General features: G+C 55.1%; 31 protein-coding genes and 2 pseudogenes. 26 read left to right on the forward strand and 7 right to left on the reverse strand.

The window, feature by feature from the left end; genetic code table 11:
• Positions 1-2: 2 nt before the first annotated feature.
• The 3 genes from trpCF to trpA are packed head-to-tail and all read left to right on the forward strand — an operon-like array spanning position 3 to position 3374.
• Positions 3-1361, forward strand: coding sequence for a bifunctional indole-3-glycerol-phosphate synthase TrpC/phosphoribosylanthranilate isomerase TrpF (gene trpCF / locus Q5705_02810; GenBank protein WLI77514.1), 1359 nt, complete (start codon positions 3-5; stop codon positions 1359-1361).
• Between the two features lie 10 nt (positions 1362-1371).
• Positions 1372-2565 carry a tryptophan synthase subunit beta gene (gene trpB, locus Q5705_02815; GenBank protein WLI77515.1) on the forward strand — a complete coding sequence of 398 codons (1194 nt, stop codon included), beginning with the start codon at positions 1372-1374 and terminating at the stop codon, positions 2563-2565.
• Entirely contained in the window at positions 2565-3374 is an 810-nt protein-coding gene (gene trpA / locus Q5705_02820; GenBank protein WLI77516.1) for a tryptophan synthase subunit alpha, read from the forward strand. The genes trpB and trpA overlap by 1 nt, the downstream gene beginning before the upstream one ends.
• Positions 3375-3426: 52 nt before the next feature.
• On the opposite strand, the gene ompW is transcribed toward trpA, so the two are convergent.
• Positions 3427-4062: an outer membrane protein OmpW gene (gene ompW, locus Q5705_02825; protein ID WLI77517.1), complete on the reverse strand. Its 636-nt coding sequence runs from the start codon at positions 4060-4062 to the stop codon at positions 3427-3429.
• 280 nt (positions 4063-4342) lie between these two features.
• On the opposite strand from ompW, the gene Q5705_02830 reads away from it, so the two are divergent.
• The 4 genes from Q5705_02830 (at position 4343) to yciA (ending at position 6610) form a co-directional block, all read left to right on the forward strand.
• The gene (locus Q5705_02830) at positions 4343-4747 is read left to right on the forward strand and encodes a YkgJ family cysteine cluster protein (GenBank protein ID WLI77518.1); all 405 of its coding nucleotides are present in this window, start codon (positions 4343-4345) and stop codon (positions 4745-4747) included.
• 24 nt (positions 4748-4771) lie between these two features.
• Entirely contained in the window at positions 4772-5515 is a 744-nt protein-coding gene (locus tag Q5705_02835) for a YciC family protein (protein ID WLI77519.1), read from the forward strand.
• Between the two features lie 51 nt (positions 5516-5566).
• Positions 5567-6109 (forward strand): septation protein A, encoded by a 543-nt coding sequence (locus Q5705_02840; protein WLI77520.1) that lies wholly within the window; start codon positions 5567-5569, stop codon positions 6107-6109.
• 99 nt (positions 6110-6208) lie between these two features.
• Complete coding sequence (gene yciA / locus Q5705_02845) at positions 6209-6610, forward strand: acyl-CoA thioester hydrolase YciA (GenBank protein WLI77521.1); 402 nt, start codon at positions 6209-6211, stop codon at positions 6608-6610.
• Between the two features lie 26 nt (positions 6611-6636).
• On the opposite strand, the gene tonB is transcribed toward yciA, so the two are convergent.
• Positions 6637-7359, reverse strand: a complete 723-nt coding sequence (gene tonB, locus Q5705_02850) for a TonB system transport protein TonB (GenBank protein WLI77522.1) — start codon at positions 7357-7359, stop codon at positions 6637-6639.
• A 209-nt stretch (positions 7360-7568) separates the two neighbouring features.
• On the opposite strand from tonB, the gene Q5705_02855 reads away from it, so the two are divergent.
• Positions 7569-7865 carry a YciI family protein gene (locus Q5705_02855; protein ID WLI77523.1) on the forward strand — a complete coding sequence of 99 codons (297 nt, stop codon included), beginning with the start codon at positions 7569-7571 and terminating at the stop codon, positions 7863-7865.
• 43 nt (positions 7866-7908) lie between these two features.
• Here Q5705_02855 and Q5705_02860 read toward each other — a convergent pair whose 3' ends face one another.
• The gene (locus tag Q5705_02860) at positions 7909-8247 is read right to left on the reverse strand and encodes an SMR family transporter (protein WLI77524.1); all 339 of its coding nucleotides are present in this window, start codon (positions 8245-8247) and stop codon (positions 7909-7911) included.
• Between the two features lie 52 nt (positions 8248-8299).
• Positions 8300-8473, reverse strand: a complete 174-nt coding sequence (locus tag Q5705_02865) for a YciY family protein (protein ID WLI77525.1) — start codon at positions 8471-8473, stop codon at positions 8300-8302.
• A 141-nt stretch (positions 8474-8614) separates the two neighbouring features.
• Here Q5705_02865 and clsA point away from each other — a divergent pair.
• A pseudogene (gene clsA / locus Q5705_02870) lies at positions 8615-9232 on the forward strand (cardiolipin synthase ClsA).
• Here clsA and Q5705_02875 read toward each other — a convergent pair.
• A pseudogene (locus Q5705_02875) lies at positions 9232-9357 on the reverse strand (flagellin FliC). The pseudogenes clsA and Q5705_02875 overlap by 1 nt on opposite strands.
• Positions 9358-9601: 244 nt before the next feature.
• Here Q5705_02875 and fliD point away from each other — a divergent pair.
• The 3 genes from fliD to fliT are packed head-to-tail and all read left to right on the forward strand — an operon-like array spanning position 9602 to position 11804.
• Complete coding sequence (fliD, locus tag Q5705_02880) at positions 9602-11011, forward strand: flagellar filament capping protein FliD (GenBank protein ID WLI77526.1); 1410 nt, start codon at positions 9602-9604, stop codon at positions 11009-11011.
• A gap of 23 nt (positions 11012-11034) precedes the next feature.
• Positions 11035-11445 carry a flagellar export chaperone FliS gene (fliS, locus tag Q5705_02885; protein WLI77527.1) on the forward strand — a complete coding sequence of 137 codons (411 nt, stop codon included), beginning with the start codon at positions 11035-11037 and terminating at the stop codon, positions 11443-11445.
• Positions 11445-11804: a flagella biosynthesis regulatory protein FliT gene (gene fliT / locus Q5705_02890; GenBank protein ID WLI77528.1), complete on the forward strand. Its 360-nt coding sequence runs from the start codon at positions 11445-11447 to the stop codon at positions 11802-11804. The genes fliS and fliT overlap by 1 nt, the downstream gene beginning before the upstream one ends.
• Before the next feature lie 62 nt (positions 11805-11866).
• Here the strand turns inward: fliT and yedD are convergent, their stop codons facing one another.
• The gene (gene yedD / locus Q5705_02895) at positions 11867-12295 is read right to left on the reverse strand and encodes a lipoprotein YedD (protein WLI77529.1); all 429 of its coding nucleotides are present in this window, start codon (positions 12293-12295) and stop codon (positions 11867-11869) included.
• A 191-nt stretch (positions 12296-12486) separates the two neighbouring features.
• Here yedD and yedE point away from each other — a divergent pair, with 191 nt between their 5' ends.
• Together yedE and yedF are read left to right on the forward strand one after the other, a co-directional pair.
• The gene (yedE, locus tag Q5705_02900) at positions 12487-13695 is read left to right on the forward strand and encodes a selenium metabolism membrane protein YedE/FdhT (protein WLI77530.1); all 1209 of its coding nucleotides are present in this window, start codon (positions 12487-12489) and stop codon (positions 13693-13695) included.
• A complete protein-coding gene (gene yedF, locus Q5705_02905; GenBank protein WLI77531.1) occupies positions 13692-13922 on the forward strand; it encodes a sulfurtransferase-like selenium metabolism protein YedF in 231 nt (76 codons plus the stop codon). Before yedE ends, yedF begins: the two co-directional genes overlap by 4 nt.
• Before the next feature lie 74 nt (positions 13923-13996).
• Here the strand turns inward: yedF and fliE are convergent, their stop codons facing one another.
• Positions 13997-14311, reverse strand: a complete 315-nt coding sequence (fliE, locus tag Q5705_02910; protein WLI78954.1) for a flagellar hook-basal body complex protein FliE — start codon at positions 14309-14311, stop codon at positions 13997-13999.
• Between the two features lie 223 nt (positions 14312-14534).
• On the opposite strand from fliE, the gene fliF reads away from it, so the two are divergent.
• The 12 genes from fliF to fliQ all read left to right on the forward strand — a co-directional run bounded on the left by fliF (position 14535) and on the right by fliQ (position 24429).
• Entirely contained in the window at positions 14535-16244 is a 1710-nt protein-coding gene (fliF, locus tag Q5705_02915; protein ID WLI77532.1) for a flagellar basal-body MS-ring/collar protein FliF, read from the forward strand.
• Positions 16234-17232: a flagellar motor switch protein FliG gene (gene fliG / locus Q5705_02920; protein WLI77533.1), complete on the forward strand. Its 999-nt coding sequence runs from the start codon at positions 16234-16236 to the stop codon at positions 17230-17232. The genes fliF and fliG overlap by 11 nt, the downstream gene beginning before the upstream one ends.
• Entirely contained in the window at positions 17225-17947 is a 723-nt protein-coding gene (gene fliH / locus Q5705_02925) for a flagellar assembly protein FliH (GenBank protein ID WLI77534.1), read from the forward strand. Before fliG ends, fliH begins: the two co-directional genes overlap by 8 nt.
• The gene (gene fliI / locus Q5705_02930; GenBank protein WLI77535.1) at positions 17947-19317 is read left to right on the forward strand and encodes a flagellar protein export ATPase FliI; all 1371 of its coding nucleotides are present in this window, start codon (positions 17947-17949) and stop codon (positions 19315-19317) included. The genes fliH and fliI overlap by 1 nt, the downstream gene beginning before the upstream one ends.
• Positions 19318-19337: 20 nt before the next feature.
• Complete coding sequence (gene fliJ / locus Q5705_02935) at positions 19338-19781, forward strand: flagellar export protein FliJ (protein ID WLI77536.1); 444 nt, start codon at positions 19338-19340, stop codon at positions 19779-19781.
• Positions 19778-21040 (forward strand): flagellar hook length control protein FliK, encoded by a 1263-nt coding sequence (fliK, locus tag Q5705_02940; GenBank protein ID WLI77537.1) that lies wholly within the window; start codon positions 19778-19780, stop codon positions 21038-21040. Before fliJ ends, fliK begins: the two co-directional genes overlap by 4 nt.
• Before the next feature lie 101 nt (positions 21041-21141).
• A complete protein-coding gene (gene fliL, locus Q5705_02945; protein ID WLI77538.1) occupies positions 21142-21609 on the forward strand; it encodes a flagellar basal body-associated protein FliL in 468 nt (155 codons plus the stop codon).
• Positions 21610-21613: 4 nt separating this feature from the next.
• Positions 21614-22618 carry a flagellar motor switch protein FliM gene (gene fliM / locus Q5705_02950; GenBank protein ID WLI77539.1) on the forward strand — a complete coding sequence of 335 codons (1005 nt, stop codon included), beginning with the start codon at positions 21614-21616 and terminating at the stop codon, positions 22616-22618.
• On the forward strand, positions 22615-23031 hold the full coding sequence (fliN, locus tag Q5705_02955) for a flagellar motor switch protein FliN (protein ID WLI77540.1): 417 nt from the start codon (positions 22615-22617) through the stop codon (positions 23029-23031). The genes fliM and fliN overlap by 4 nt, the downstream gene beginning before the upstream one ends.
• Positions 23032-23038: 7 nt before the next feature.
• Positions 23039-23413, forward strand: a complete 375-nt coding sequence (gene fliO / locus Q5705_02960) for a flagellar biosynthetic protein FliO (GenBank protein ID WLI77541.1) — start codon at positions 23039-23041, stop codon at positions 23411-23413.
• Complete coding sequence (gene fliP / locus Q5705_02965) at positions 23413-24150, forward strand: flagellar type III secretion system pore protein FliP (GenBank protein ID WLI77542.1); 738 nt, start codon at positions 23413-23415, stop codon at positions 24148-24150. The genes fliO and fliP overlap by 1 nt, the downstream gene beginning before the upstream one ends.
• Positions 24151-24159: 9 nt before the next feature.
• The gene (fliQ, locus tag Q5705_02970; protein WLI77543.1) at positions 24160-24429 is read left to right on the forward strand and encodes a flagellar biosynthesis protein FliQ; all 270 of its coding nucleotides are present in this window, start codon (positions 24160-24162) and stop codon (positions 24427-24429) included.
• The last annotated feature ends 2 nt before the right edge of the window (positions 24430-24431 follow it).

The raw sequence follows: 24431 nt of genomic DNA on the forward strand, positions 1-24431 counted from the left end.
AAATGCAGACCGTTTTAGCGAAAATCGTCGCCGACAAAGCCGTATGGGTTGCGGCGCGCAAGGAGCAACAACCGCTGGTCAGTTTTCAAAATGAAGTGGAGCCCAGTTCGCGCCGTTTTTACGATGCCCTGCGCGGTACGCATACCGCGTTTATCCTTGAGTGCAAAAAGGCTTCGCCATCGAAAGGCGTGATCCGCGATGACTTCGATCCGGCGCGGATCGCCAGCGTTTACCAGCATCACGCGTCGGCCATTTCCGTGCTAACCGACGAGAAATATTTTCAGGGCAGTTTCGATTTTCTGCGCATCGTCAGCGGCATCGCCCCGCAACCGATTCTGTGCAAAGACTTTATTATCGACGCGTATCAAATTTACCTGGCGCGTTATTACCAGGCGGATGCCTGCCTGCTGATGCTCTCGGTGCTGAATGACGAGCAATATCGCCAGCTTTCAGCGGTAGCACACAGCCTCAATATGGGTGTGCTCACCGAAGTGAGCAACGAAGAAGAACTGGAGCGCGCCATTGCGCTGGACGCCAAAGTGGTCGGCATTAATAACCGCGACCTGCGCGATCTTTCCATTGATTTGAACCGCACGCGCCAGCTTGCGCCGCGTCTCGGTGCAGGTGTTACGGTTATCAGCGAATCCGGGATCAATACCTACGCCCAGGTGCGCGAATTGAGCCATTTTGCCAACGGGTTTCTGATTGGTTCCGCCTTAATGTCCCAGGACGATCTCGATGCCGCCGTCAAACGCGTATTATTAGGTGAAAACAAAGTCTGTGGCCTGACCCGCCCGCAGGATGCACAAGCTGCGTATCAAGCTGGAGCCATTTATGGCGGGCTGATTTTCGTTCCCTCTTCACCCCGTGCTGTCAATGACGAGCAGGCTCGCGAGGTCATGCAAGGCGCGCCGCTCCACTATGTCGGCGTGTTTCGTAACGCGCCAGTTGAAGACGTGGCCGCTAAAGCCGAAAAACACGGTCTGTTCGCCGTGCAGTTACACGGCCAGGAAGATCAGGCTTATGTCGATGCCTTGCGCGCCGTGCTTGCGGCAAAGACACAAATCTGGAAAGCGCTCAGCGTCGGCGACACGCTCCCGCCGCGTAACTTGCAACAGGTGGATAAATACCTGTTCGACAACGGCCAGGGCGGTAGCGGCAAAAGCTTCGACTGGTCTCTGCTGGCTGGCGAATCCCTCGATAATGTGTTGCTGGCAGGCGGTTTAGGTGCAGACAATTGCGTACAGGCGGCAAAAGCTGGCTGTGCCGGACTTGATTTTAATTCAGGCGTGGAGTCGGAACCGGGTATTAAAGATGCCAGCAAACTGGCCTCGGTTTTCCGCACACTGCGCGCTTATTAAGGAATAAGAGATGACGACATTACTGAATCCGTACTTTGGCGAGTTTGGCGGGATGTATGTCCCCCAGATCCTGATGCCTGCCCTGCGCCAGCTTGAAGAGGCGTTTGTCAGCGCCCAGAGCGATGCTGAGTTCCAGCAACAATTTACCGATTTGCTGAAAAACTATGCCGGGCGTCCGACAGCGCTGACCAAATGCCAGAATATCACCGCCGGTACGCGCACTACGCTCTATCTCAAACGGGAAGATTTACTGCACGGCGGCGCGCACAAAACCAACCAGGTGTTAGGCCAGGCTCTGCTGGCAAAACGGATGGGCAAAACCGAAATTATCGCCGAGACCGGCGCGGGACAGCACGGTGTAGCCTCGGCGCTTGCCAGTGCCCTGCTCGGCCTGAAGTGCCGCATCTATATGGGCGCAAAAGATGTTGAGCGCCAGTCGCCGAACGTCTTTCGTATGCGTCTGATGGGTGCAGAAGTGATCCCGGTACACAGCGGCTCTGCAACGCTGAAAGATGCCTGTAACGAAGCGCTGCGCGACTGGTCTGGCAGCTATGAAAAAGCGCATTACATGCTGGGAACCGCGGCAGGCCCGCACCCGTTCCCGACTATCGTGCGTGAATTCCAGCGGATGATTGGTGAAGAGACCAAAGCACAGATCCTTGAAAAAGAAGGGCGGCTGCCGGATGCAGTCATCGCCTGTGTGGGCGGCGGCTCTAACGCCATTGGCATGTTCGCAGACTTTATCGACGAAGCGTCCGTTGGGTTAATCGGTGTCGAACCGGCGGGTCATGGCATTGAAACAGGCGAACACGGGGCACCGCTGAAGCACGGTCGCGTGGGTATCTATTTCGGTATGAAATCGCCGATGATGCAGACCGAAGAGGGGCAGATTGAAGAATCTTACTCTATTTCCGCCGGGCTCGATTTCCCGTCGGTTGGGCCGCAGCATGCCTATTTAAACAGTACCGGTCGCGCCGATTATGTCTCGATCACGGATGATGAAGCGCTTGATGCCTTTAAAACGCTGTGCCGTCATGAAGGGATTATCCCGGCGCTGGAGTCCTCCCACGCACTGGCCCATGCACTGAAAATGATGCGCGAAGATCCGCAAAAAGAGCAGCTACTGGTGGTTAACCTTTCCGGGCGCGGCGACAAAGATATTTTCACCGTTCATGACATTCTGAAAGCGCGAGGCGAAATCTGATGGAACGCTATGACAACCTGTTTAAGCAGCTTAACGCGCGCCGGGAAGGTGCCTTTGTTCCCTTCGTTACGCTGGGCGATCCCTCGCCGGAACAGTCGCTGAATATTGTAGATACATTGATTGAGGCGGGTGCAGATGCGCTGGAATTAGGCATTCCATTCTCCGACCCGCTGGCCGACGGCCCAACTATCCAGAGTGCTACCCTGCGCGCTTTTGCTTCCGGCGTTACCGTCAGCCAGTGCTTTGAAATGCTGGCGGCGATTCGCCAGAAACACCCTGCCATTCCCATTGGTCTGCTGATGTATGCCAACCTGGTATTCAGCCGCGGTATTGATGAGTTTTATGCCCAGTGCGAGAAAGTCGGGGTCGATTCGGTGCTGGTCGCTGATGTGCCGATTGAAGAGTCTGCACCGTTCCGCCAGGCAGCACTGCGCCATAATATTGCGCCGATTTTTATCTGCCCGCCGAATGCGGACGATGATTTGCTGCGCCAGATAGCCTCTTACGGTCGCGGTTATACCTATCTGCTGTCTCGTGCAGGCGTAACGGGTGCGGAAAACCGCGCCGCGCTGCCGCTGCATCATCTGGTGGAAAAACTGACTGAGTACCATGCGGCGCCGGCATTGCAGGGCTTTGGTATTTCAGCGCCGGATCAGGTGTCGTCGGCCATCGAAGCCGGTGCAGCGGGCGCAATTTCCGGTTCTGCGATTGTGAAAATTATCGAGAAGAATCTGGACAACCCAACAGCCATGCTGGGTGAGCTGAAAGCATTTGTGCAGAGCCTGAAAGCGGCAACTCTGGCACGTTAATCGTGAATGAAAGTGGAAACTGGTCTTATCACGGCCAGTTTCCGCTGTTGCTTTAAAAACGGTAACCCGCCGAGAACATAAATACCCACGGATCGAGACGCGTATGGACGGTTTGCTGCTCGCCACCCGCTTTAAAGCGCACATCGGTATCGATATCCATCCACCACACCGACATGTTAATCAGCCAGTCGCGGTTGATTAAGTAATCCACACCCGCTTGCCCGGCGACGCCCCACGAATCTTTCAGGCTCAAATCAGAGAGACCCGCCTCTTTGCCGGTATCGTTAAATTTCTCATCAAAGAAGGTGGTGTAGTTCACACCGGCCCCGATGTACGGGCGCACTTTGCTCTGGGAATCAAAGAAATACCACTGTGCCATCAGCGAAGGTGGCAGATGTCGCACGGTTGCAATATCACCGGTTGGCCCGGTACCCACGCGGTGGCGGAACGGCGTTGCGGCCAGCAACTCAACACCCACATTATCGGTCGCCATCCATGTCATGGTGATACCAAGCTGGGTGTTATTACTGACATTAAAACTGCCCAGACTGCCTAATACGTTATCGGAACCTTCTGTTGGGCGAACGGTGGCCGAACCGGCTCGAATGAAAAACTCGCCTGCTTCGTGCGCGTATGCGCCCCCGGAGATACTGCTCAGGATCAATGCTGCCACGGCTAACTTCTTCATATCCACTCCATGTTTGAGGTTTTATCGCGCCGTGAATATACCCACTATTGAGTACAAAGTGATCTAATGCAGATCACACTTGACCCTGTAATTTAACATTCATTGATCTGGGTTAATTTTCGCTAACCCATACACTCATTAACTTTTGTTATTGCATCAATTTTTGCTTTGTGAAGGGGTTAAAAATATACCTCTGCAACCCTCTTGTGCCCGCTATGCGCCAGCGCTAATTTAACGGCCTGACTAACAATGTTGATGCGTCGTTAAGTGCAGGTGTGCCATGAGCGATCTCAATCCGTGCATGTCGTGCGGAGCCTGTTGTGCGTATTTTCGTGTCTCTTTCTACTGGGCTGAAGCGGATGACGCTGGCGGCCCTGTCCCGGCTCAATTCACTGAGCCACTCACGCCTTTTTTGCGCTGTATGCGCGGAACGAATCAGAAGCAAAGCCGTTGCGTGGCGCTGGAAGGCACGCCGGGCGTGTCGGCCCGTTGCAGCATTTATGAAGGAAGGCCTTCACCGTGCCGTGAATTTCCCCTGTCCGGAGAAGGCGGCAAGGTGAATGAAGCCTGTGATCGCGCCCGCGCCCGCTATGGTTTGCCGCCTCTTTACAAAGATATGCTTATCCATACAAGCAGTGATGCTGCCACTGAGGGTGTATTCGGGGTACAATTGCCCGCCAATTAACACCGCTATACTCAAGGAGAGTGCATGTCTATCACGGCGAAGTCCGTTTACCGTGACACGGGGAATTTTTTTCGTAATCAGTTCATTACGATTTTACTGATCGCATTATTGTGTGCCTTTATCACCGCGATGCTTGGGCATGCGTTTTCGCCCAGCGAAGAGCAACTCTCCATTCTGTCTGAAGGTGATAACCTGGCGGGCAGCGTCGGCCTGTTTGATCTGGTGCAGAATATGACACCGGAACAACAGCAGGTGCTGCTGCGTGCGTCGGCGGCATCGACTTTTTCCGGCCTTATTGGCAATGCGATTCTGGCAGGCGGCGTGTTGTTGCTTATTCAGATGATCTCTGCCGGCCAGCCAGTCAGTGCGCTGCGAGCCATCGGTGCCAGCGCGCCAGTGTTGCCAAAGTTATTCCTGTTGATCATGCTTACCACCTTTATCGTGCAGATCGGCATTATGTTTATCATCGTGCCTGGCGTGATTCTGGCGATTTTGCTGTCTTTCGCTCCGGTGATGCTTGTCCAGGATAAGATGGGTATTTTCGCGGCAATGCGTAACAGCATGCGGCTGGGCTGGGCCAATATGCGCCTGGTCGCACCGGCGGTGATGGGCTGGTTGCTGGCTAAAACCGTGTTATTGATGTTCGCCCATCACCTGGCGGTCTTTACGCCGGAAGTCGGCGCGGTTATCGCCAATACCGTCAGTAACCTGATTTCGGCGGCGCTGCTCATTTACCTGTTCCGCCTCTATATGTTGATGCGTGCATGATTGTCCCGGTTGCCCGCACGCGCGGGTAGCCCCTTATGATGGAATCGTAGAATGAAGCAGTTTCTTGATTTTCTCCCGCTGGCGCTCTTTTTCGTGGTGTATAAGCTTTACGATATTTTTGCCGCGACCAAAGTGCTGATCGTTGCGTCAGCGATCGTGCTGATCTATTGCTGGATCCGCTATCGCAAAGTGGAAAAAGTAGCGCTGATTACGTTTGTGCTGGTCGCCATTTTTGGTGGCCTGACGATTAAATTCCACGATGTGGAGTTTATTAAATGGAAAGTGACGGTGATTTACGGTCTGTTCGCTGTCGCGCTGCTTTTTAGCCAGCTGGTGATGAAAAAAACGCTGATTCAGCGCATGCTCGGTAAAGAGTTATCCCTACCGGACGCTGTATGGGCAAAACTGAATATCGCCTGGGCGCTGTTCTTTATTGCATGTGGACTGGCGAATATCTATATCGCTTTCTGGCTGCCGTTCGACGTGTGGGTCAATTTTAAAGTCTTTGGCCTTACCATCATGACGCTGGTATTTACCGTGCTGAGCGGTGTTTATATTTACCGGCATATGCCCGCACAGGATGACAAATCCTGACCCGCTAAGCCAGGCTAAACGCCTGGCTTTTTTCTTTCCGAACGCCCCGCATTCGTAGTAGCATCCCGCCAGAAATCCCTCATCACAGAAGAGATAACAATGACTACTCCGTCAGTTGCGCCTCAGGGCGAACTTGTTTTACGCACATTAGCAATGCCAGCAGATACCAACGCCAACGGTGATATTTTCGGCGGCTGGTTAATGTCTCAAATGGATATGGGCGGTGCTATTCAGGCCAAAGAAATCGCCCATGGTCGGGTGGTCACGGTTCGGGTGGATGGCATGACGTTTCACCGCCCGGTCGCCGTCGGCGACGTGGTGTGCTGCTACGCCAGCTGTGTGAAGCGCGGGAATACTTCCATTACTATCAATGTCGAAGTGTGGGTGAAAAAAGTCATGTCTGAGCCGATTGGTCAACGCTATAAGGCCACAGAAGCACTCTTTATTTATGTAGCCGTGGATAACGACGGGAAACCGCGTCCGCTGCCATCGCAGCCGTAAAAAAAGCCTCCGGACGGAGGCTTCTCTTATTCCATTGTCGTGCCGCCATTCAGGCGGAAGACCACGTTCACTATCAGCCCTGAGCCCGGCTTGCCGGGTTCGTAGCGCCATTTGCGCATGGCGGCTTTCACTTCACGCTCAAACATGTTCGACGGTTGCGCGGAGAGGATCTCGACGTTTTCCACACGGCCATCCGGGGTCACATCAAATTTCACTTTTACCCGACCTTCAATGCGCAGCGCCTGCGCACGCGGCGGATACTGCGGCTGGTTGCGGCTTAACGCGCGCGGGCCGGTCGGAACAGACGGTGCGGGCTTGCTGGCGGGCGACGGCGTTGGGTTTGCCACCGTGCGCGCAGGCGTATTGTTTTCGAACGGCGAGGCCGGGCGCGGTTCAACCGGTTTTGCTTCACGCTTCGGTTGCTCAACTTTTTTCACCGGTTTTGGCTTCGGTTTCGGCTTTGGTTTGGGTTTTTCAATCACCACGGGCGCTTCTTTCGGCGGCTCGGGAATAGGCTCCGGCTCGGGTTCCGGTTCGACAACCGGTTCCGGCGGCTGGACCACCTGCGGCGGCTCAAGATCGGCAGGCGCAACCATGGTGATAGAAATAGGCTGTGCGGGTGCGGGCAGTTCAACAACCTGATGTACCGACGTATAAAGCAGACCCGCCACCACGGCTCCGTGAATGGCGACGGACAACAGCGTCGGCCAGGGAAAGCGGCGAGGTAAATCAAGGGTCATTGAAGTCATAATCGTGTCAGTTAAAAAACCAGAGCTAGATTTTAAATGCAAATAGCAATCATATTCAACAAGCCATCTGCTTACAGGAAAAATTAACGGGCAAAATGAGTAAAAAAACGCAGCTCACGCAGAGAATATTGCCTGACGATATCTTTGCATTGCAGTCAGTACACCTTTCACATACGTTATGGCTTTCTGATAAGTAAGGAGCATGCTCTGTGCTGTACGTTATTTTTGCTGAAGATATTGCCGATTCCCTGGAAAAACGCTTATCCGTGCGCCCGGCTCACCTGGCACGGCTGCAACTGCTGCACGATGAAGGCCGTTTGTTGACTGCGGGGCCAATGCCCGCCGTTGACAGTAACGATCCTGGTGCGGCGGGTTTTACCGGCTCTACCGTTATCGCAGAGTTTGAATCACTGGAAGCAGCAAAAGCCTGGGCGGAAGCCGATCCGTATGTTGCCGCCGGGGTTTACCAGAATGTGACGGTGAAGCCGTTTAAAAAAGTGTTCTGATACATCGCGGGGCAACACGAACGCCGTTGCCCCCTCTTCCTGCTTAATGCCCAACGCTTTTCGAAAACAAATTAATAATTATTACCCCGGCGATAATCAGCCCCATACCCAGCATTGCGGGTAAGTCCAGCTTCTGCCCATGGACCAGCCAACCCACAATACCAATCAGCACAATCCCGGCACCGGACCAGATAGCATAAATGATGCCGGTTGGAATACTGCGCATCGGGATGGTCAGGCACCAGAATGCAATGCAATACCCCGCGATACTGATGATGCTGGGGAGCAGACGGGTAAAACTGTCGGAGGATTTCAGCGCCGTGGTGGCAATCACTTCCATGACAATCGCGATACCAAGAAAAATCAGGGCTTCTTTATTCATGTCGTTTGTCACTTTCCTTAACGACCGCGGGCACCATTTCGGTGCCCGGGCTTCAGATATCGTAAATGGCAAACAGCAGCACATTACGATGGCGGTTGACGCCGCATTTCCTGATGGCATGGATGCGCATGTTACGGCGAGACTGCGCTTCCAGCCAGCGCGCTTTACGGCGTCCAACCTGCCGCAGCATACGCCAGCGCCCAACTTCTGTTCGACTACGCTTCATTTCTCTAACCTGACACTCAACAGAAGCGGTCATTATAGTGCGTCAGGCCCGGCAGGCCAGCGCTTTTCGGCGTTTTTATTTGCCAGATGAATCCTTATGCGTAAACTCAACTGACACAGATTTTAAAAAGGATTTTTTTCAATGTCTGCTTTTTACACCGTGATGAGTTGGCTGATTGTCTTAGGTTACTGGCTACTGATTGCTGGTGTAACCCTGCGCATTCTGATGAAACGCCGGGCAGTGACCTCGGCGATGGCATGGTTGTTAATTATTTATATTCTGCCGCTGGTGGGCATTATTGCTTACTTGTCCCTTGGTGAGCTGCACCTCGGTAAACGGCGGGCGGAGCGCGCCCGCGCCATGTGGCCTTCCACCGCCAAATGGCTCAACGATCTCAAGCAATTCAAACGTATTTTTGCCGATGAAAACAGCAGCGTTGCCGCTTCTCTGTTTAAACTGTGCGAGCGTCGCCAGGGCATTGCCGGGGTAAAAGGCAACCAGTTGCAACTTCTGACCTCCACCGACGATGTTATGCAGGCGCTGATCCGCGATATTCAGCTCGCCCGGCATAATATCGAGATGGTGTTCTATATCTGGCAGCCCGGCGGCATGGCAGACCAGGTTGCCGAATCGCTGATGGCGGCTGCGCGGCGCGGCGTACACTGCCGTTTGTTGCTGGACTCCGCAGGCAGCGTGACATTTTTCCGTAGCCCCTGGGCGTCAATGATGCGCAATGCCGGGATTGAAGTGGTCGAAGCATCTTTGGCACTGTTGATACGCAGACCGGAAGACAGACGCTCGATAGAGGTGCCCAGAGATGACTGAGATTTGTTCAGGTTGTTCTGGGTCAACAGTGACAGGGTGTTAGTATTAATAACAGCCATGATAGTTATCCTTCATTAATAAAGTTATCGGATTCAGGCATCTGCCTACGGCTTTCTTACCGTTAACCTGATTATCGACAGCCTCAGAACAACCTTTAGAAAAAAAGATCATTTTTTTAAAGCGATAAACTGCCCGTGATTCTCCCTCTTTATTCCGCCATTGTTTTAAAAAAAACCTTCTAATCTTTTCGACGTCGCTGCCGATACTCTCCACAGTGATTGTCTAAAACTGAAGGATGAAAAAATGGCAAGTGTTAGTTCACTCGGCGCAGGCACAAGCTTGGATCTCAATACGTTGTATAACAATTTGCAGACAGCTGAACAGACCAAGCTGACGCCTATTACTACTCAGCAGACATCGTATAAAGCAAAACTGACGGCCTGGGGCGTAGTACAAACCTCCCTGACCAAGCTGCAAACCGCCGCTGATGCACTGAAGAACACCTCGGCGATTGCAGGAACGAAAGTATCAAGTACCAATACGGCATTCAGTGCCGCACTGGATAACGATGCGGCGGCAGGAACGTACTCCGTTGAAGTCACCTCGCTGGCCGCATCGCAGTCATTGCTGAGCCCGAAAGTAGCCAGTAAAGACACCGATCTGGGTGATAGCAGTCTGAGTTCTCGTACCATTACTATTACGCAACCGGGGCAAAAAGACCCGATGACCGTGACGCTGGCAAGCGATAAGACCAGCCTTGCGGATATGCGCGATGCGATTAACGCCCAACAGGGCAGCGTCACCGCCAGCATTATTAAAGCGGATGACAACAGCTATTACCTGGCGCTGACCTCACGCGACAGCGGTACAACTAACCAGATGACGATCACCACGGATGATACGGAACTGGCGAAGTACATTAGCTATGATTCGACCAACACCGGCAGCGCCAGCAATACCATGACGCAGCAGGTTGCCGCGTCTGATGCGAAGGTGAAAATTAACGGGATTGAGATTACCCGTAGCAGCAACACCATCACCGATGCGCCGGAAGGGGTAACGCTGACGCTGGATAAGCTGACCACCAGCGCGGAAACGTTGTCAGTGACCAAAGATAATGCGCCGATGATAGCTGCGGTACAGGCGTATGTGGATGCTTACAACTCCCTGCAAACCACCATTGCCAACCAGACCAAATACACGGCGGTGGATCAGGGTAGTGACGCGCAGGACAGCTCAAACGGGGATCTGATAGGCGACGCGACGCTGCGTAACATTCAGACGCGTCTGCGCTCGCAGTTATCCACTGTACAGTCAGACGCGGGCAGTTTTACCGTACTATCGCAACTGGGTATTACCCAGGATTTATCTGGCAAACTGACCGTTGACAGCACCAAGCTTGATAAGGCGCTGAGTGAAAAATCCGCCGACGTGGTGTCGTTTTTGTCGGGTGACGGTAAAACCACCGGCTTTGCGACCGAGACCAGCAACCTGCTGAAAGAGGTATTAGGTACTGACGGTAGCGTACAGAACGCCACCGACGGGATTAACAAAACGCTTAAGCAGCTTGCCGACCAGTACACCTCGGTGAATGACCAGATCACGGCGACAATGGCGCGTTACAAAACACAGTTTACAAGTTTAAGTCAGTTAGTTTCTTCCCTGACCAACACAGGGAACTATCTGACTCAGCAGTTTAATGCTTTGAGTTGATAAACCATTAGTTGAGGTTGGACATGTATACGAAATCGGGAACTCAGGCTTATGCTCAGGTCGGCGTCGAAAGCGCCGTCCTGAGTGCAAGCCCACATCAACTCGTGGTGTTACTTTTTGATGGCGCGTTAAGCGCCATGAAAAAGGCCGCGATCCTGATTGAACAGGGAGATATTCCCGGTAAAGGACAGGCGCTTTCAAAGGCCATTAATATCATCACTAATGGTTTGCGCGCCGGGCTTGACCACAAAGTCGGTGGCGAGCTCGCTGCAAACCTGGACAGTCTTTATGACTACATGACACGACGTCTTTTACAGGCAAATCTCCATAATGACCTCGCCGCCATTGATGAAGTCTCGATGTTGCTCAACAACATCGCTGACGCCTGGAAAGAGATAGGCCCCAATAATCAAAACGCGCGGGACACTTACTAATGGAAGCAAATTTCGGGTTGCTCCACCACTATCAGCAGCTGTTGGTTACCAGCCGTACCATGCTTAGCCTCGCGAAGGAAGGGCGTTGGGATGAACTTATTGAACATGAGCTGGGGTACGTAACTTCTGTGGAGTCATTGACACAATTCCAGGATTCGACCGATGCTGCGCCGCATATGCAGGCGCAGATCCGTCCCCTGCTCAAGCAGATTCTGGACAATGAAGTCATATTGAAACAATTGTTAAACCAGCGAATGGACGAGCTGAGGACATTGGTTGGTCAAACTTCCCGACAACATAACCTACATTCGACATATGGACGTCTTTCTGGAAATATCCTGTTCCCCAATGAGATCTGACTCTCATTAGCGGCGGGTGCTGCGGTTTCCCCCTCACCCGCCACGCTTTGCTCTCTTTCCTGTTAATTCCTGCTTTCTGATGACCCGTTGATATCCAGACCCGCTTTTTCCAGCGCTTGCTGGCACTCTACGGTCGGGGCGTCCACGCGCTTAAGGGTCAGTCCGTCGAACTCGAGGATGTTATCTTCGCGGCTCAGGCGGTACACGTCGCGTTTTTGCGTCACGTTATAAAAGGTATCGCCATCCAGCATCAGTTTGCCCGGTACGGCAATCACCCGCTGCCACTGGCGGCAATCAAGGGTGTCACCCTGCGGCGTAACGATAAGGCTGGCTATCGCTTCCGGGCTGACCAGGCTGCTCTGCGGCCCGGCTGATTGCCAGTAACCCGCTAATCCTGCCGGTGCCGGGTGTTTGACCACCGCCTGATAATTATCCACCTGAACACAACCGCTCAGCAGCAGCATCGCGCCGAGAATCACTCGCTTTTTCATTCTTTATCCTGCTCGCGAAAAGAAACGATTGTGGCATTAAAGCCCGCGCATCGCCACCCTTTCGCCTGCGCGGTTAAGTTTGATCTGCACCAGGTTTTTACCGTTTTGTGCATCGGTTTTCGCCCCCGGACGTGTATCATCCGCCTTCTTTGTAAGACTTTTCCACCTTCTGAGTTCAGAGGTTTATTCCTATGTCATGGCAACATTTCAAAGACCGCTTTTTGATAACGTTCTGGTCACCTGTTCCGGCGGTTATCGCGGCGGGCATTCTCTCTACCTATTATTTTGGTATTACCGGCACTTTCTGGGCGGTCACCGGCGAATTTACCCGCTGGGGCGGTCAGCTTTTGCAGATGGCGGGCGTGCATACCGAAGAGTGGGGCTACTACAAACTTATTCATCTTGATGGCACACCGCTGACACGCATCGACGGCATGATGATTATTGGCATGTTCGGCGGCTGTTTCGCTGCCGCGCTGTGGGCCAATAATGTGAAGCTGCGTTTCCCGCACAGCCGCATCCGCATTGCCCAGGCGATTATCGGCGGTATCATTGCCGGTTTTGGCGCGCGCCTGGCGATGGGCTGCAACCTTGCAGCGTTCTTTACCGGCATTCCGCAGTTCTCCCTGCATGCGTGGTTTTTCGCTATCGCCACGGCGATTGGCTCGTGGTTTGGCGCGCGCTTCACCCTGCTGCCGCTGTTTCGTATTCCGGTGAAAATGCAGAAAGTCTCTGCCGCCTCACCGCTGACGCAAAAGCCTTCCCAGGCGAAACGCCGTTTTCGCCTCGGTATGCTGGTGTTTGCCGGGATGGTCGGCTGGGCGTTACTGACGGCAATGAACCAGCCGAAACTGGGGCTGGCGATGCTGTTTGGCGTTGGCTTTGGTTTGCTGATTGAGCGGGCGCAAATCTGTTTTACCTCCGCCTTTCGCGATATGTGGATAACCGGGCGCACGATGATGGCAAAAGCAATCATCTTCGGCATGGCGGCGAGCGCCATCGGTATCTTCAGCTATGTGCAGTTGGGGATGGAAGCGAAAATCATGTGGGCCGGGCCAAACGCGGTGATTGGCGGTTTGCTGTTCGGCTTCGGGATTGTGCTGGCGGGCGGCTGTGAAACTGGCTGGATGTACCGCGCTGTTGAAGGCCAGGTACATTACTGGTGGGTCGGTCTCGGCAACGTGATTGGCTCAACTATTCTGGCGTACTTCTGGGATGACATTTCCCCGGCGCTCGCCACAAACTGGGACAAAATCAACCTGCTGAACACCTTCGGCCCGCTCGGCGGTTTGCTGGTGACCTATCTGCTGTTACTGGCCGCGTTTTTGTTTGTCGTTGGCTGGGAGAAACAGTTCTTCCGCCGCCGTGCAACTACCACCACCATTAAGGAGACCGCATGAGCATAGTGCCTGATTACCGCCTCGATATGAGCGGCGAACCCTGCCCGTACCCGGCGGTGGCAACGCTTGAAGCGATGCCGCAGTTGAAAAAAGGCGAAATCCTTGAAGTGGTGAGCGATTGCCCGCAGTCGATTAACAATATTCCGCTGGATGCGCGTAACCACGGCTACACGGTGCTGGATATCCAGCAAGACGGGCCAACCATTCGCTATTTGATTCAGAAATAGACCCCGAACAGATAAACGTAAAAAAACCAGGGCGGATTCTTCCGGCCTGGTTTTTTTCGTGCTCGCGCGTCGAGTTACATCTGCATATTCATCACGTCCTGGTAAGCAGACACCAGTTTGTTACGCACCTGAATCCCCATTTGCAACGAGACAGATGATTTTTGCAGATCGGTCATCACGTCATTCAGCGCCACGCCCGGCTCGCCGAGCGTAAATTTTTCTGCCTGGGTACGCGCGGCGTTTTGCGTGTCGCTGATGCGATCCAGCGCCGCATGCAGTTGCCCGGCAAAGCTGATAGTCGGTTCGCTTTCCACGCTCTGATTGCGCGCAATCCCGGCAGTTGCCTGCAACTGACTGACGACGCTCTCAATGCCCTGTATAGCCATTATTTTCCCCGGATGGTTTGATACCTGGACAAGGTTACCAGTTTGTCAATGGGATAATGGCGGTAAATAGCAGCAAAAAACCAGGTTATTTGAGGCATAGAAAAATCCGTTTCATCAAATAATGGCATCGCCATGTTAATGGACATTTGTCGAGTTTGCCGACCCGGGAGTCTGTTTTGTTTCACAACTCAAATAACAATACCCACCCAGAGTTACGAGGTGCGCAATGAGTGCGACTGCAACAACTGCACCGCAGAATAAATCTCTTGAGTGGATCAACCGCTTACGCGCGAACCCCAAAATTCCTTTGATGGTGGCCGCAGCCGCTGCCGTTGCCATTGTTGTCGCTATGGTGCTGTGGGCGAAATCGCCTGACTATCGCACCCTTTATAGCAACCTGTCCGATCAGGACGGCGGCGCGATTGTTACCCAGTTAACGCAGATGAATATCCCCTACCGCTTTGCTGACGGGAGCGGCGCAATTGAAGTGCCTGCCGACAAGGTGCACGAGTTGCGCCTGCGTCTCGCCCAGCAGGGTTTGCCGAAAGGCGGCGCGGCGGGCTTTGAACTGCTGGATCAGGAAAAATTCGGTATCAGTCAATTCAGCGAGCAGGTGAACTACCAGCGCGCGCTGGAAGGCGAACTGGCCCGCACCATTGAAACCCTGGGTCCGGTCAAAGGCGCGCGCGTTCACCTCGCGATGCCGAAACCTTCATTATTTGTCCGTGAACAAAAATCCCCTTCCGCGTCGGTTACTGTGAATTTGCAGCCGGGCCGTGCCCTTGATGACGGCCAGATCAGCGCCGTGGTGCATTTAGTCTCCAGCGCCGTTGCGGGCCTGCCGCCGGGCAACGTGACCGTGGTCGATCAAAGTGGTCGTCTGCTGACGCAATCCGGCGTGGCCGGTCGTGACCTGAATGACGCGCAACTGAAATATACCGCCGACGTTGAAAGCCGTATTCAGCGACGCATTGAAGCCATCCTCGGCCCGATTGTCGGTAACGGCAACGTTCACGCGCAGGTCACCGCGCAGCTTGATTTCGCCAACAAAGAGCAGACCGAAGAGCAATACACGCCGAACGGCGGCGATCCGGCGCAGGCAGTACTGCGTTCTCGCCAGGTTAACAGCAGCGAGCAGATTGGCGGCCAGTATCCTGGCGGCGTACCGGGCGCGCTCTCGAACCAGCCGGCGCCGGCAAACACCGCGCCGATCTCAACACCGCCTGCGAACCAGCAGAATGGCCAACAAAATGCGCAGGGTCAGGCGCAGCAAGGCCAACAGACGACCAGCACCAACACGGCGACAAGCGGCCCGCGTAATACCACGCACAACGAGACCAACAACTACGAAGTCGATCGCACCATTCGCCACACCAAAATGAACATTGGTGATATTCAGCGCCTCTCGGTTGCCGTAGTGGTGAATTACCGCACGCTGGCCGATGGCAAAACCGCCGCGCTGACGGCCGATCAACTGAAACAGATTGAAGATTTGACCCGCGAAGCAATGGGCTACACCGAAAAACGCGGTGACAGCCTGAACGTGGTGAACTCACCGTTCAACGCCACAGATGATGTTGGTGGTCAGCTCCCGTTCTGGCAGCAACAGTCGTTTATCGACCAGTTGATCTCCGCAGGACGCTGGTTACTGGTACTGCTGGTGGCATGGCTGCTGTGGCGTAAAGCGATTCGTCCGCAACTGTTACGCCGTCAGGAAGAAGCGAAAGCGGCTCAGGAAGCGGCACAAGCGCGGGCAGAAATCGAAGAGTCCGTGGAAGTCCGCCTCAGCAAAGACGAGCAGCAACAGCAGCGCCGTTCTAACCAGCGCCTGAGCGCTGAGGTGATGAGCCAGCGTATTCGCGAAATGTCAGATAACGATCCGCGCGTCGTGGCGCTGGTCATTCGCCAGTGGATGAGTAACGAACATGAGCAATAATCTTTCCGGAACGGACAAAAGCGTCATCCTGCTGATGACCATTGGCGAAGACCGCGCGGCAGAGGTGTTTAAGCACCTCTCCGCCCGCGAAGTCCAGCACTTGAGTACCGCGATGGCTGGCGTACGTCAGATCTCCAACAAGCAGTTGATGGACGTATTGCAGGAGTTCGAGAACGAAGCAGAACAGTTCGCGGCGCTGAATATCAACGCCAACGACTACCTGCGTTCCGTGCTGGTGAAGGCACTCGGCGAAGAGCGTGCCTCCAGCCTGCTGGAAGATATTCTCGAAACACGCGATACCACCAGCGGCATCGAAACACTCAACTTTATGGAGCCGCAGAGCGCAGCCGACCTTATTCGCGACGAGCACCCGCAGATTATCGCCACCATTCTTGTGCACCTCAAACGCTCGCAGGCCGCCGATATTCTGGCGCTGTTCGATGAGCGTATGCGCCACGATGTGATGCTGCGTATCGCCACCTTCGGCGGCGTGCAGCCTGCCGCGCTGGCAGAACTGACCGAAGTGCTGAACAACCTGCTCGACGGCCAGAACCTCAAGCGCAGCAAAATGGGCGGCGTGAGAACGGCAGCGGAAATCATCAACCTGATGAAGACCCAGCAGGAAGAAGCGGTTATTACCGCCGTTCGCGAGTTCGACGGCGAGCTGGCACAGAAAATTATCGACGAGATGTTCCTGTTCGAAAACCTGGTGGAGGTCGACGACCGCTCTATCCAGCGTCTGTTGCAGGAAGTGGATTCCGAATCCCTGCTTATCGCCCTCAAAGGCGCAGAGCCACCGTTGCGCGACAAGTTCCTGCGCAACATGTCGCAGCGTGCGGCAGATATCCTGCGCGACGACCTGGCCAACCGTGGCCCGGTACGCCTGTCCCAGGTGGAAAACGAACAGAAAGCCATTCTGCTTGTCGTTCGCCGTCTGGCGGAGACCGGCGAGATGGTAATTGGCAGCGGCGAGGATACCTATGTCTAACGATTTGCCGTGGAAGGTGTGGACGCCTGACGACCTGGCGTTCCCGCTGGCTGCCGAGTTCGCGCCCCTGATGGCGCAGGAAAAACCGTCCACCCTGGTGGGCGGCGAAGATGAAGAAGACGACGAATTAACCGAACAACAAAAGCAACAGCAGCAGCTGGCGCAAATCCAGATGCAGGCCCACGAAACCGGTTATAACGCGGGTCTTGCCGAAGGGCGTAAAGCCGGTTATGACGCCGGGTTTCAGGAAGGTCTGGCGCAGGGCATGGAACAGGGTCTGAACCAGGCCCGCCAGCAGCAGGCGCCGATCCATGCGCGGATGCAGCAACTGGTGAGTGAATTCCAGTACACGCTGGATGCGCTGGATAGCGTTATCGCCTCACGCCTGATGCAGATGGCGCTGGAAGCCGCGCGTCAGGTGCTCGGCCATACGCCGGTGGTGGACAGCAATGCGCTTATCAAACAGATCCAGATGCTGTTGCAACAAGAGCCGCTGTTTAGTGGCAAACCGCAGTTGCGCGTTCACCCGGACGATTTGCAGCGCGTGGAAGAGATGCTTGGCGCGACCCTCAGCCTGCACGGCTGGCGTCTGCGCGGTGACCCGACGCTGCACCAGGGCGGGTGCAAAGTCTCCGCCGATGAAGGCGATTTAGATGCAAGCGTGGCAACGCGCTGGCAGGAACTGTGCCGTCTGGCGGCACCCGGAGTCGTTTAATGACTGCACGTTTAACCCGCTGGCTGACCACGCTCGATAACTTTGAGCAAAAGATGGCGCAACTGCCGTCTGTGCGCCGTTATGGCCGGTTGACCCGCGCAACGGGGCTGGTGCTGGAAGCGACCGGGTTGCAACTGCCGCTGGGTGCGACATGCATTATTGAGCGTCAGGACGGGCTGGAAACGCGCGAAGTAGAAAGCGAAGTGGTCGGCTTTAACGGCCAGCGCCTGTTCCTGATGCCCCTTGAAGAAGTCGAAGGCATTTTGCCCGGCGCACGCGTTTATGCCCGCAGTGCGCTGGGCGATAGTTTACAGAGCAGTAAACAGTTGCCCCTCGGCCCTGCCCTGCTGGGTCGCGTGCTGGACGGCGCGGGCAAACCCCTCGACAGCCTGCCCGCCCCGGATACCGGCGAAACGGGCGCATTAATCACCCAACCGGTTAACCCACTGCAACGTACCGCCATTGAACACGTGCTGGATACCGGCGTGCGCGCGATTAACGCGTTGTTAACCGTTGGTCGCGGTCAGCGTATGGGGCTGTTCGCTGGTTCCGGCGTCGGTAAAAGCGTGTTGTTAGGCATGATGGCGCGTTACACCCAGGCAGATGTGATTGTTGTTGGCCTGATTGGTGAACGTGGCCGTGAAGTGAAAGATTTTATCGAGAACATCCTCGGGGCCGATGGTCGCGCGCGATCCGTTGTTATCGCCGCCCCGGCGGATGTCTCGCCGTTATTGCGTATGCAGGGCGCTGCTTACGCCACGCGCATTGCTGAAGATTTCCGCGATCGCGGTCAGCATGTGCTGCTGATTATGGACTCCCTGACGCGTTATGCCATGGCGCAGCGTGAAATCGCGCTGGCGATTGGCGAGCCGCCAGCAACCAAAGGTTATCCCCCTTCTGTCTTCGCCAAATTACCGGCGCTGGTGGAACGCGCGGGCAACGGCATTCACGGCGGCGGCTCGATCACCGCGTTTTATACCGTGCTCACCGAAGGCGATGACCAGCAGGATCCGATTGCTGACTCCGCACGCGCCATTCTTGATGGACACATTGTGTTGTCCCGCCGTCTGGCGGAGGCCGGTCATTACCCGGCGATTGATATTGAAGCGTCGATCAGCCGTGCAATGACAGCGTTAATTACCGAACAACATTACGCGCGAGTCCGCAACTTTAAACAGTTGCTGTCGAGCTTCCAGCGTAACCGCGATCTGGTCAGCGTCGGCGCTTACGCGCGCGGCAGCGACCCGATGCTGGATAAAGCCATTGCGTTATGGCCGCAACTGGAAGCTTTCCTGCAACAGGGCATTTTCGAACGTGCCGGGTGGGAAGATTCGATGCAGGCTTTAGAGCTTATCTTCCCGACGGTCTGAGGTAGTGGAGAGCTGACTTTATGACGCAACACAGCGCATTAACGACGCTAAAGGATCTGGCAGAAAAAGAGGTTGAAGACGCAGCACTGAAACTCGGTGAAATGCGCCGCGCCTGCCAGCAAGCCGAAGAACAGTTAAAGATGCTGATGGATTATCAGCACGAATACCGCAGCAGCCTGAATAACACCATGAGCCAGGGGATTGATAACCAACGCTGGCAGAACTATCAGCAGTTTATTCAGACGCTGGAAAAAGCCATTGATCAACATCGACAGCAACTGGCGCAGTGGAACGAGAAGGTTGATATCGCGCTCGGTTGCTGGCGGGAAAAGAAACAGCGCTTACAGGCCTGGCAAACCTTGCAGGACCGGCAAAGCGCCGCAGCACTGCTGGCGGAAAACCGTCTCGATCAGAAAAAAATGGATGAGTTTGCACAGCGAGCGTCACTGAGGAAAACAGAATGATCACCTTGCCAAAATTGTTAGTTACCCCAACTGATGACGCCGCGACTACCGGTGTGCAGGCGGGCAAAGCGGGCGGCGATTCCGCCCAGGATTTCCTCGCCCTGCTGACCGGCGCCATGTCCGGCGTGCAAGGCCAGGAGAGTGACGCGCCCCTGACCCTGGCCGATCTCCAGGCGGCGGCCTTAAACGGCAAGTTCGCCAAAGGCAATCTGGCTGCTGCGACCGGCGACGAAGCACAACAGACGCCGGCACAGAAGCTGGCCGACCTGTTGGCGCGCCAGGCCGCGAAAGGCGATGCCCTTGCCACATCCGAAAGCAGTGAAGAGATGCAGAAACTTTTTGCTGGCCTGACACCCGCCGCTAAAACCGATGTACTGGCCGCGTTAAGCAAAATGGCGAAAGCCAGTGCCAGCGATGAGAAAAGCGACAGCAAAAGTGATGAGCTGGCGGGCCTGAGCGCCTTAATGGCGATGTTGCCGCACCAGCAAGCGGCGCAATTAACCGCAACCGCACAGCCCACCACCGCCAGCGGCAAAGTCGATGTTGCAGCGGCGGCTAACCGCGCGCTGAACAATGGCGCGTTGTCGAAGGCCACCGATGCCGACCTGCCACGTGCCAGCGTGAAAGGTGATGCGGCGAATGCCGCTGCCCTTAACGTGGCTGACGATAGCCAGCAAACGGCAAACTTCGCCGCTACGCTCGCGGTGAAAAAAGATAACGACACCGCCGCGCTGCAAACCACCAATACCACCGCAAGCGTTGCGCCAGTCACCACCTCTGTGAGCGCCGCGCATGCCAGCGCGCCGGTTGCCGCACCGGTGCTTAGCGCGCCGCTCGGCAGCCACGAGTGGCAGCAGAATCTTAGCCAGCATGTGACGCTGTTTACCCGTCAGGGCCAGCAGAGCGCGGAGCTGCGCCTGCACCCGGAAGATCTCGGCCAGGTGCAAATCTCCATCAAGCTTGAGGATAACCAGGCGCAGTTGCAGATGGTCTCCGCCCACAGTCATGTTCGCCAGGCACTGGAAGCCGCCCTGCCGATGCTGCGCACGTCGCTGGCGGAAAGCGGGATCCAACTGGGTCAGAGCAACATCAGCAGCGAAAGTTTTGCGGGCCAGCAACAGCAATCTTCCCAGCAGCAACAGGCTTCACACTCGGGTTCCGGCGAACGTTTTGGCAGCGATGATGGTGAGGCAATCATTACCCCGGCAAGCCTGCAATCTGCGGCTCGCGGTAACGGCGCGGTCGACATCTTTGCCTAAACGCCAGAGGTAGCATGATTATCCCCGTCTTTTCCGCCCTTTGACCGGAGCAGGACACGGGATAATCACCGCATAAGCTGTTAACAGGAAGCCCGTATCAGATGACTGACTCCGCCCTCAACAAAAAACGCAAGCGCTCGATCTGGATCCCGCTGCTGGTTTTAATCACACTCGCGGCATGCGCCACTGCTGGCTATAGTTACTGGCGTATGCAACAAAAACATACGGCTGATGCCAGACTGGAAGCGCCGCCACCGCCAGCGCCTGTTTTCTTCGCACTGGATACCTTTACGGTGAATCTGGGTGACGCTGACCGGGTGCTCTACGTCGGCATTACGCTGCGTCTGAGAGATGACGCGACGCGCGCAAGACTGAGCGAATATTTGCCGGAAGTGCGTAGCCGCTTGTTGTTGCTGTTCTCACGTCAGGACGCTAATCAGCTCGCGACTAACGAGGGCAAGCAGAATCTTGCTACCGCGATTAAAGAGACAATCGCAACGCCATTAGTGCCAGGACAACCGAAACAGGAAGTCACTGACGTTCTTTATACAGCTTTCATTTTGCGGTAAAGACATGGGCGATAGTATTCTTTCTCAGGCAGAAATCGATGCGCTGCTCAACGGCGACAGCGATAAGAGTGATGATCCTAAACCGGGAATGGGCGCCGATAGCGATATTCGCCCCTATGACCCGAATACCCAGCGCCGCGTGGTTCGTGAACGCTTGCAGGCGCTGGAGATCATCAACGAACGTTTCGCGCGTCAGTTCCGTATGGGGTTGTTCAACCTGCTGCGTCGTAGCCCGGATATCACCGTCGGCGCGATCCGCATTCAGCCCTACCATGAGTTTGCGCGTAACTTACCCGTTCCCACCAACCTTAACCTGATCCACCTGAAACCCCTGCGCGGCACCGGCCTGTTCGTGTTCTCGCCAAGCCTGGTGTTTATTGCCGTGGATAACTTGTTTGGCGGCGACGGGCGTTTTCCGACCAAGGTGGAAGGCCGTGAGTTCACGCACACAGAACAGCGCGTGATCAACCGTATGCTGAAACTGGCCCTTGAAGCCTACAGCGATGCGTGGAAGGCGATTCACCCGCTTGATGTGGAATATGTGCGTTCTGAAATGCAGGTGAAGTTTACCAACATCACCACGTCGCCCAACGATATTGTCGTTAATACCCCGTTCCATGTGGAGATCGGCAACCTGACAGGTGAGTTCAATATCTGTCTGCCGTTCAGCATGATTGAACCGCTGCGCGAAACGCTGGTTAACCCGCCGCTGGAAAACTCTCGTAATGAAGACCAGAACTGGCGTGACAATCTGGTGCGTCAGGTTCAGCACTCTGAGCTGAATTTGATTGCCAATTTCGCGGATATTCCCCTGCGCCTGTCGCAGATACTTAAGCTCAAACCCGGCGATGTGCTGCCGATAGAGAAACCCGATCGCATTATTGCTCATGTCGACGGCGTACCGGTGCTTACCAGCCAGTACGGTACGGTCAACGGACAATATGCGTTACGTGTTGAGCACTTGATAAACCCGATTTTGAATTCGCTGAATGAGGAACAGCCCAAATGAGTGATATTAACAATCCGTCCGATGAGAACAGCGGAGCACTGGACGATCTGTGGGCTGACGCGTTGAACGAACAAAAAACCACGCCAGGCACCAAGAGCGCGGCAGACACCGTGTTCCAGCAGCTTGGCGGCGGCGATACTGGCGGCAATGTTCAGGATATCGACCTGATTATGGATATCCCGGTGAAGCTGACGGTTGAACTGGGTCGCACGCGGATGACCATCAAAGAGCTGCTGCGTCTGACGCAGGGTTCGGTGGTGGCCCTTGAGGGGCTGGCGGGCGAACCGCTGGATATCCTGATCAACGGTTATCTGATTGCGCAAGGTGAAGTCGTGGTCGTCGCTGATAAATACGGCGTGCGTATTACCGACATCATCACCCCTTCCGAGCGTATGCGCCGTCTGAGCCGCTGAGGCAAGTATGAAGACACAGGCTACGGTTTCTCAACCGTCCGCCGTTTCCGGTTCGCCACTACTGCAAGTCAGTGGCGCGCTGTTTGGCATTATCGCCGTGATCCTGATGGCGGCCTGGCTTGCCAAACGCTTCGGCTTTGGGGGCAAAATCGCCAGCAGCCGGGGTTTAAAAGTGACCGCCAGCTCCACGGTCGGCCCGCGTGAACGCGTGGTGATTGTGGATGTTGAAGATGCACGCCTGGTGCTGGGCGTTACGCCCACCAACATCAATCTGTTGCACAAACTTCCTCCCGCACCCGTCGACAGTGAAGCCGTGAACGAGAAAAGTGTGGATTTCCAGTCCGTGATGAAGAATTTGCTTAAGCGTTCCGGGAGATCCTGATGCGCCGTTTGTTACCTTTCGCGCTGGCCGGGTTGTGGCTGGTTGCACCTGCCGCGTTTGCGCAGTTGCCGGGGCTTATCAGCCAGCCGCTGGCAGGCGGCGGCCAGTCCTGGTCCCTGCCGGTGCAGACGCTGGTTTTTATCACCTCGCTCACCTTTTTACCTGCCATTTTGCTGATGATGACCAGCTTTACCCGCATCATCATTGTTTTTGGCCTGCTGCGAAACGCGCTCGGCACGCCGTCGGCGCCGCCGAACCAGGTGCTGCTCGGGCTGGCGCTGTTTTTGACCTTTTTCATTATGTCGCCGGTTATCGACAAGATTTATACCGACGCCTATCAGCCGTTCAGTGAAAGCAAAATTTCCGTGGATGTGGCGCTGGAAAGAGGCGCGCAGCCGCTGCGTGAATTTATGCTGCGCCAGACGCGCCAGGCCGATCTGGCCTTGTTCGCGCGTTTGTCGAATAGCCCGCCGATTGAAGGCCCGGAAGCGGTACCGATGCGTATTCTGCTGCCTGCGTATGTCACCAGCGAGCTGAAAACCGCGTTTCAGATTGGTTTTACGATTTTTATTCCATTCCTGATTATCGACCTGGTGATCGCAAGCGTGCTGATGGCGCTGGGGATGATGATGGTGCCACCGGCGACAATCGCTTTGCCGTTCAAGCTGATGCTGTTTGTGCTGGTGGATGGCTGGCAGCTGCTGGTCGGCTCGCTGGCGCAAAGCTTTTACAGTTAGGAGTAAGGCATGACACCCGAATCGGTCATGATGATGGGCACCGAGGCGATGAGAGTTGCCCTTGCCCTTGCCGCCCCGCTGCTGCTGATGGCGCTGATTACCGGCCTTGTGATCAGCATTTTGCAGGCGGCTACGCAGATCAACGAAATGACGCTCTCTTTTATTCCGAAAATTATCGCCGTGTTTGCCACGATCGTGATTGCCGGGCCGTGGATGCTGAATTTGCTGCTTGATTACATGCGTACGTTGTTCAACAACATTCCTTACATCATCGGGTAATC

Source organism: Kosakonia sp. H02 (assembly GCA_030704225.1).
GTDB lineage: Bacteria > Pseudomonadota > Gammaproteobacteria > Enterobacterales > Enterobacteriaceae > Kosakonia.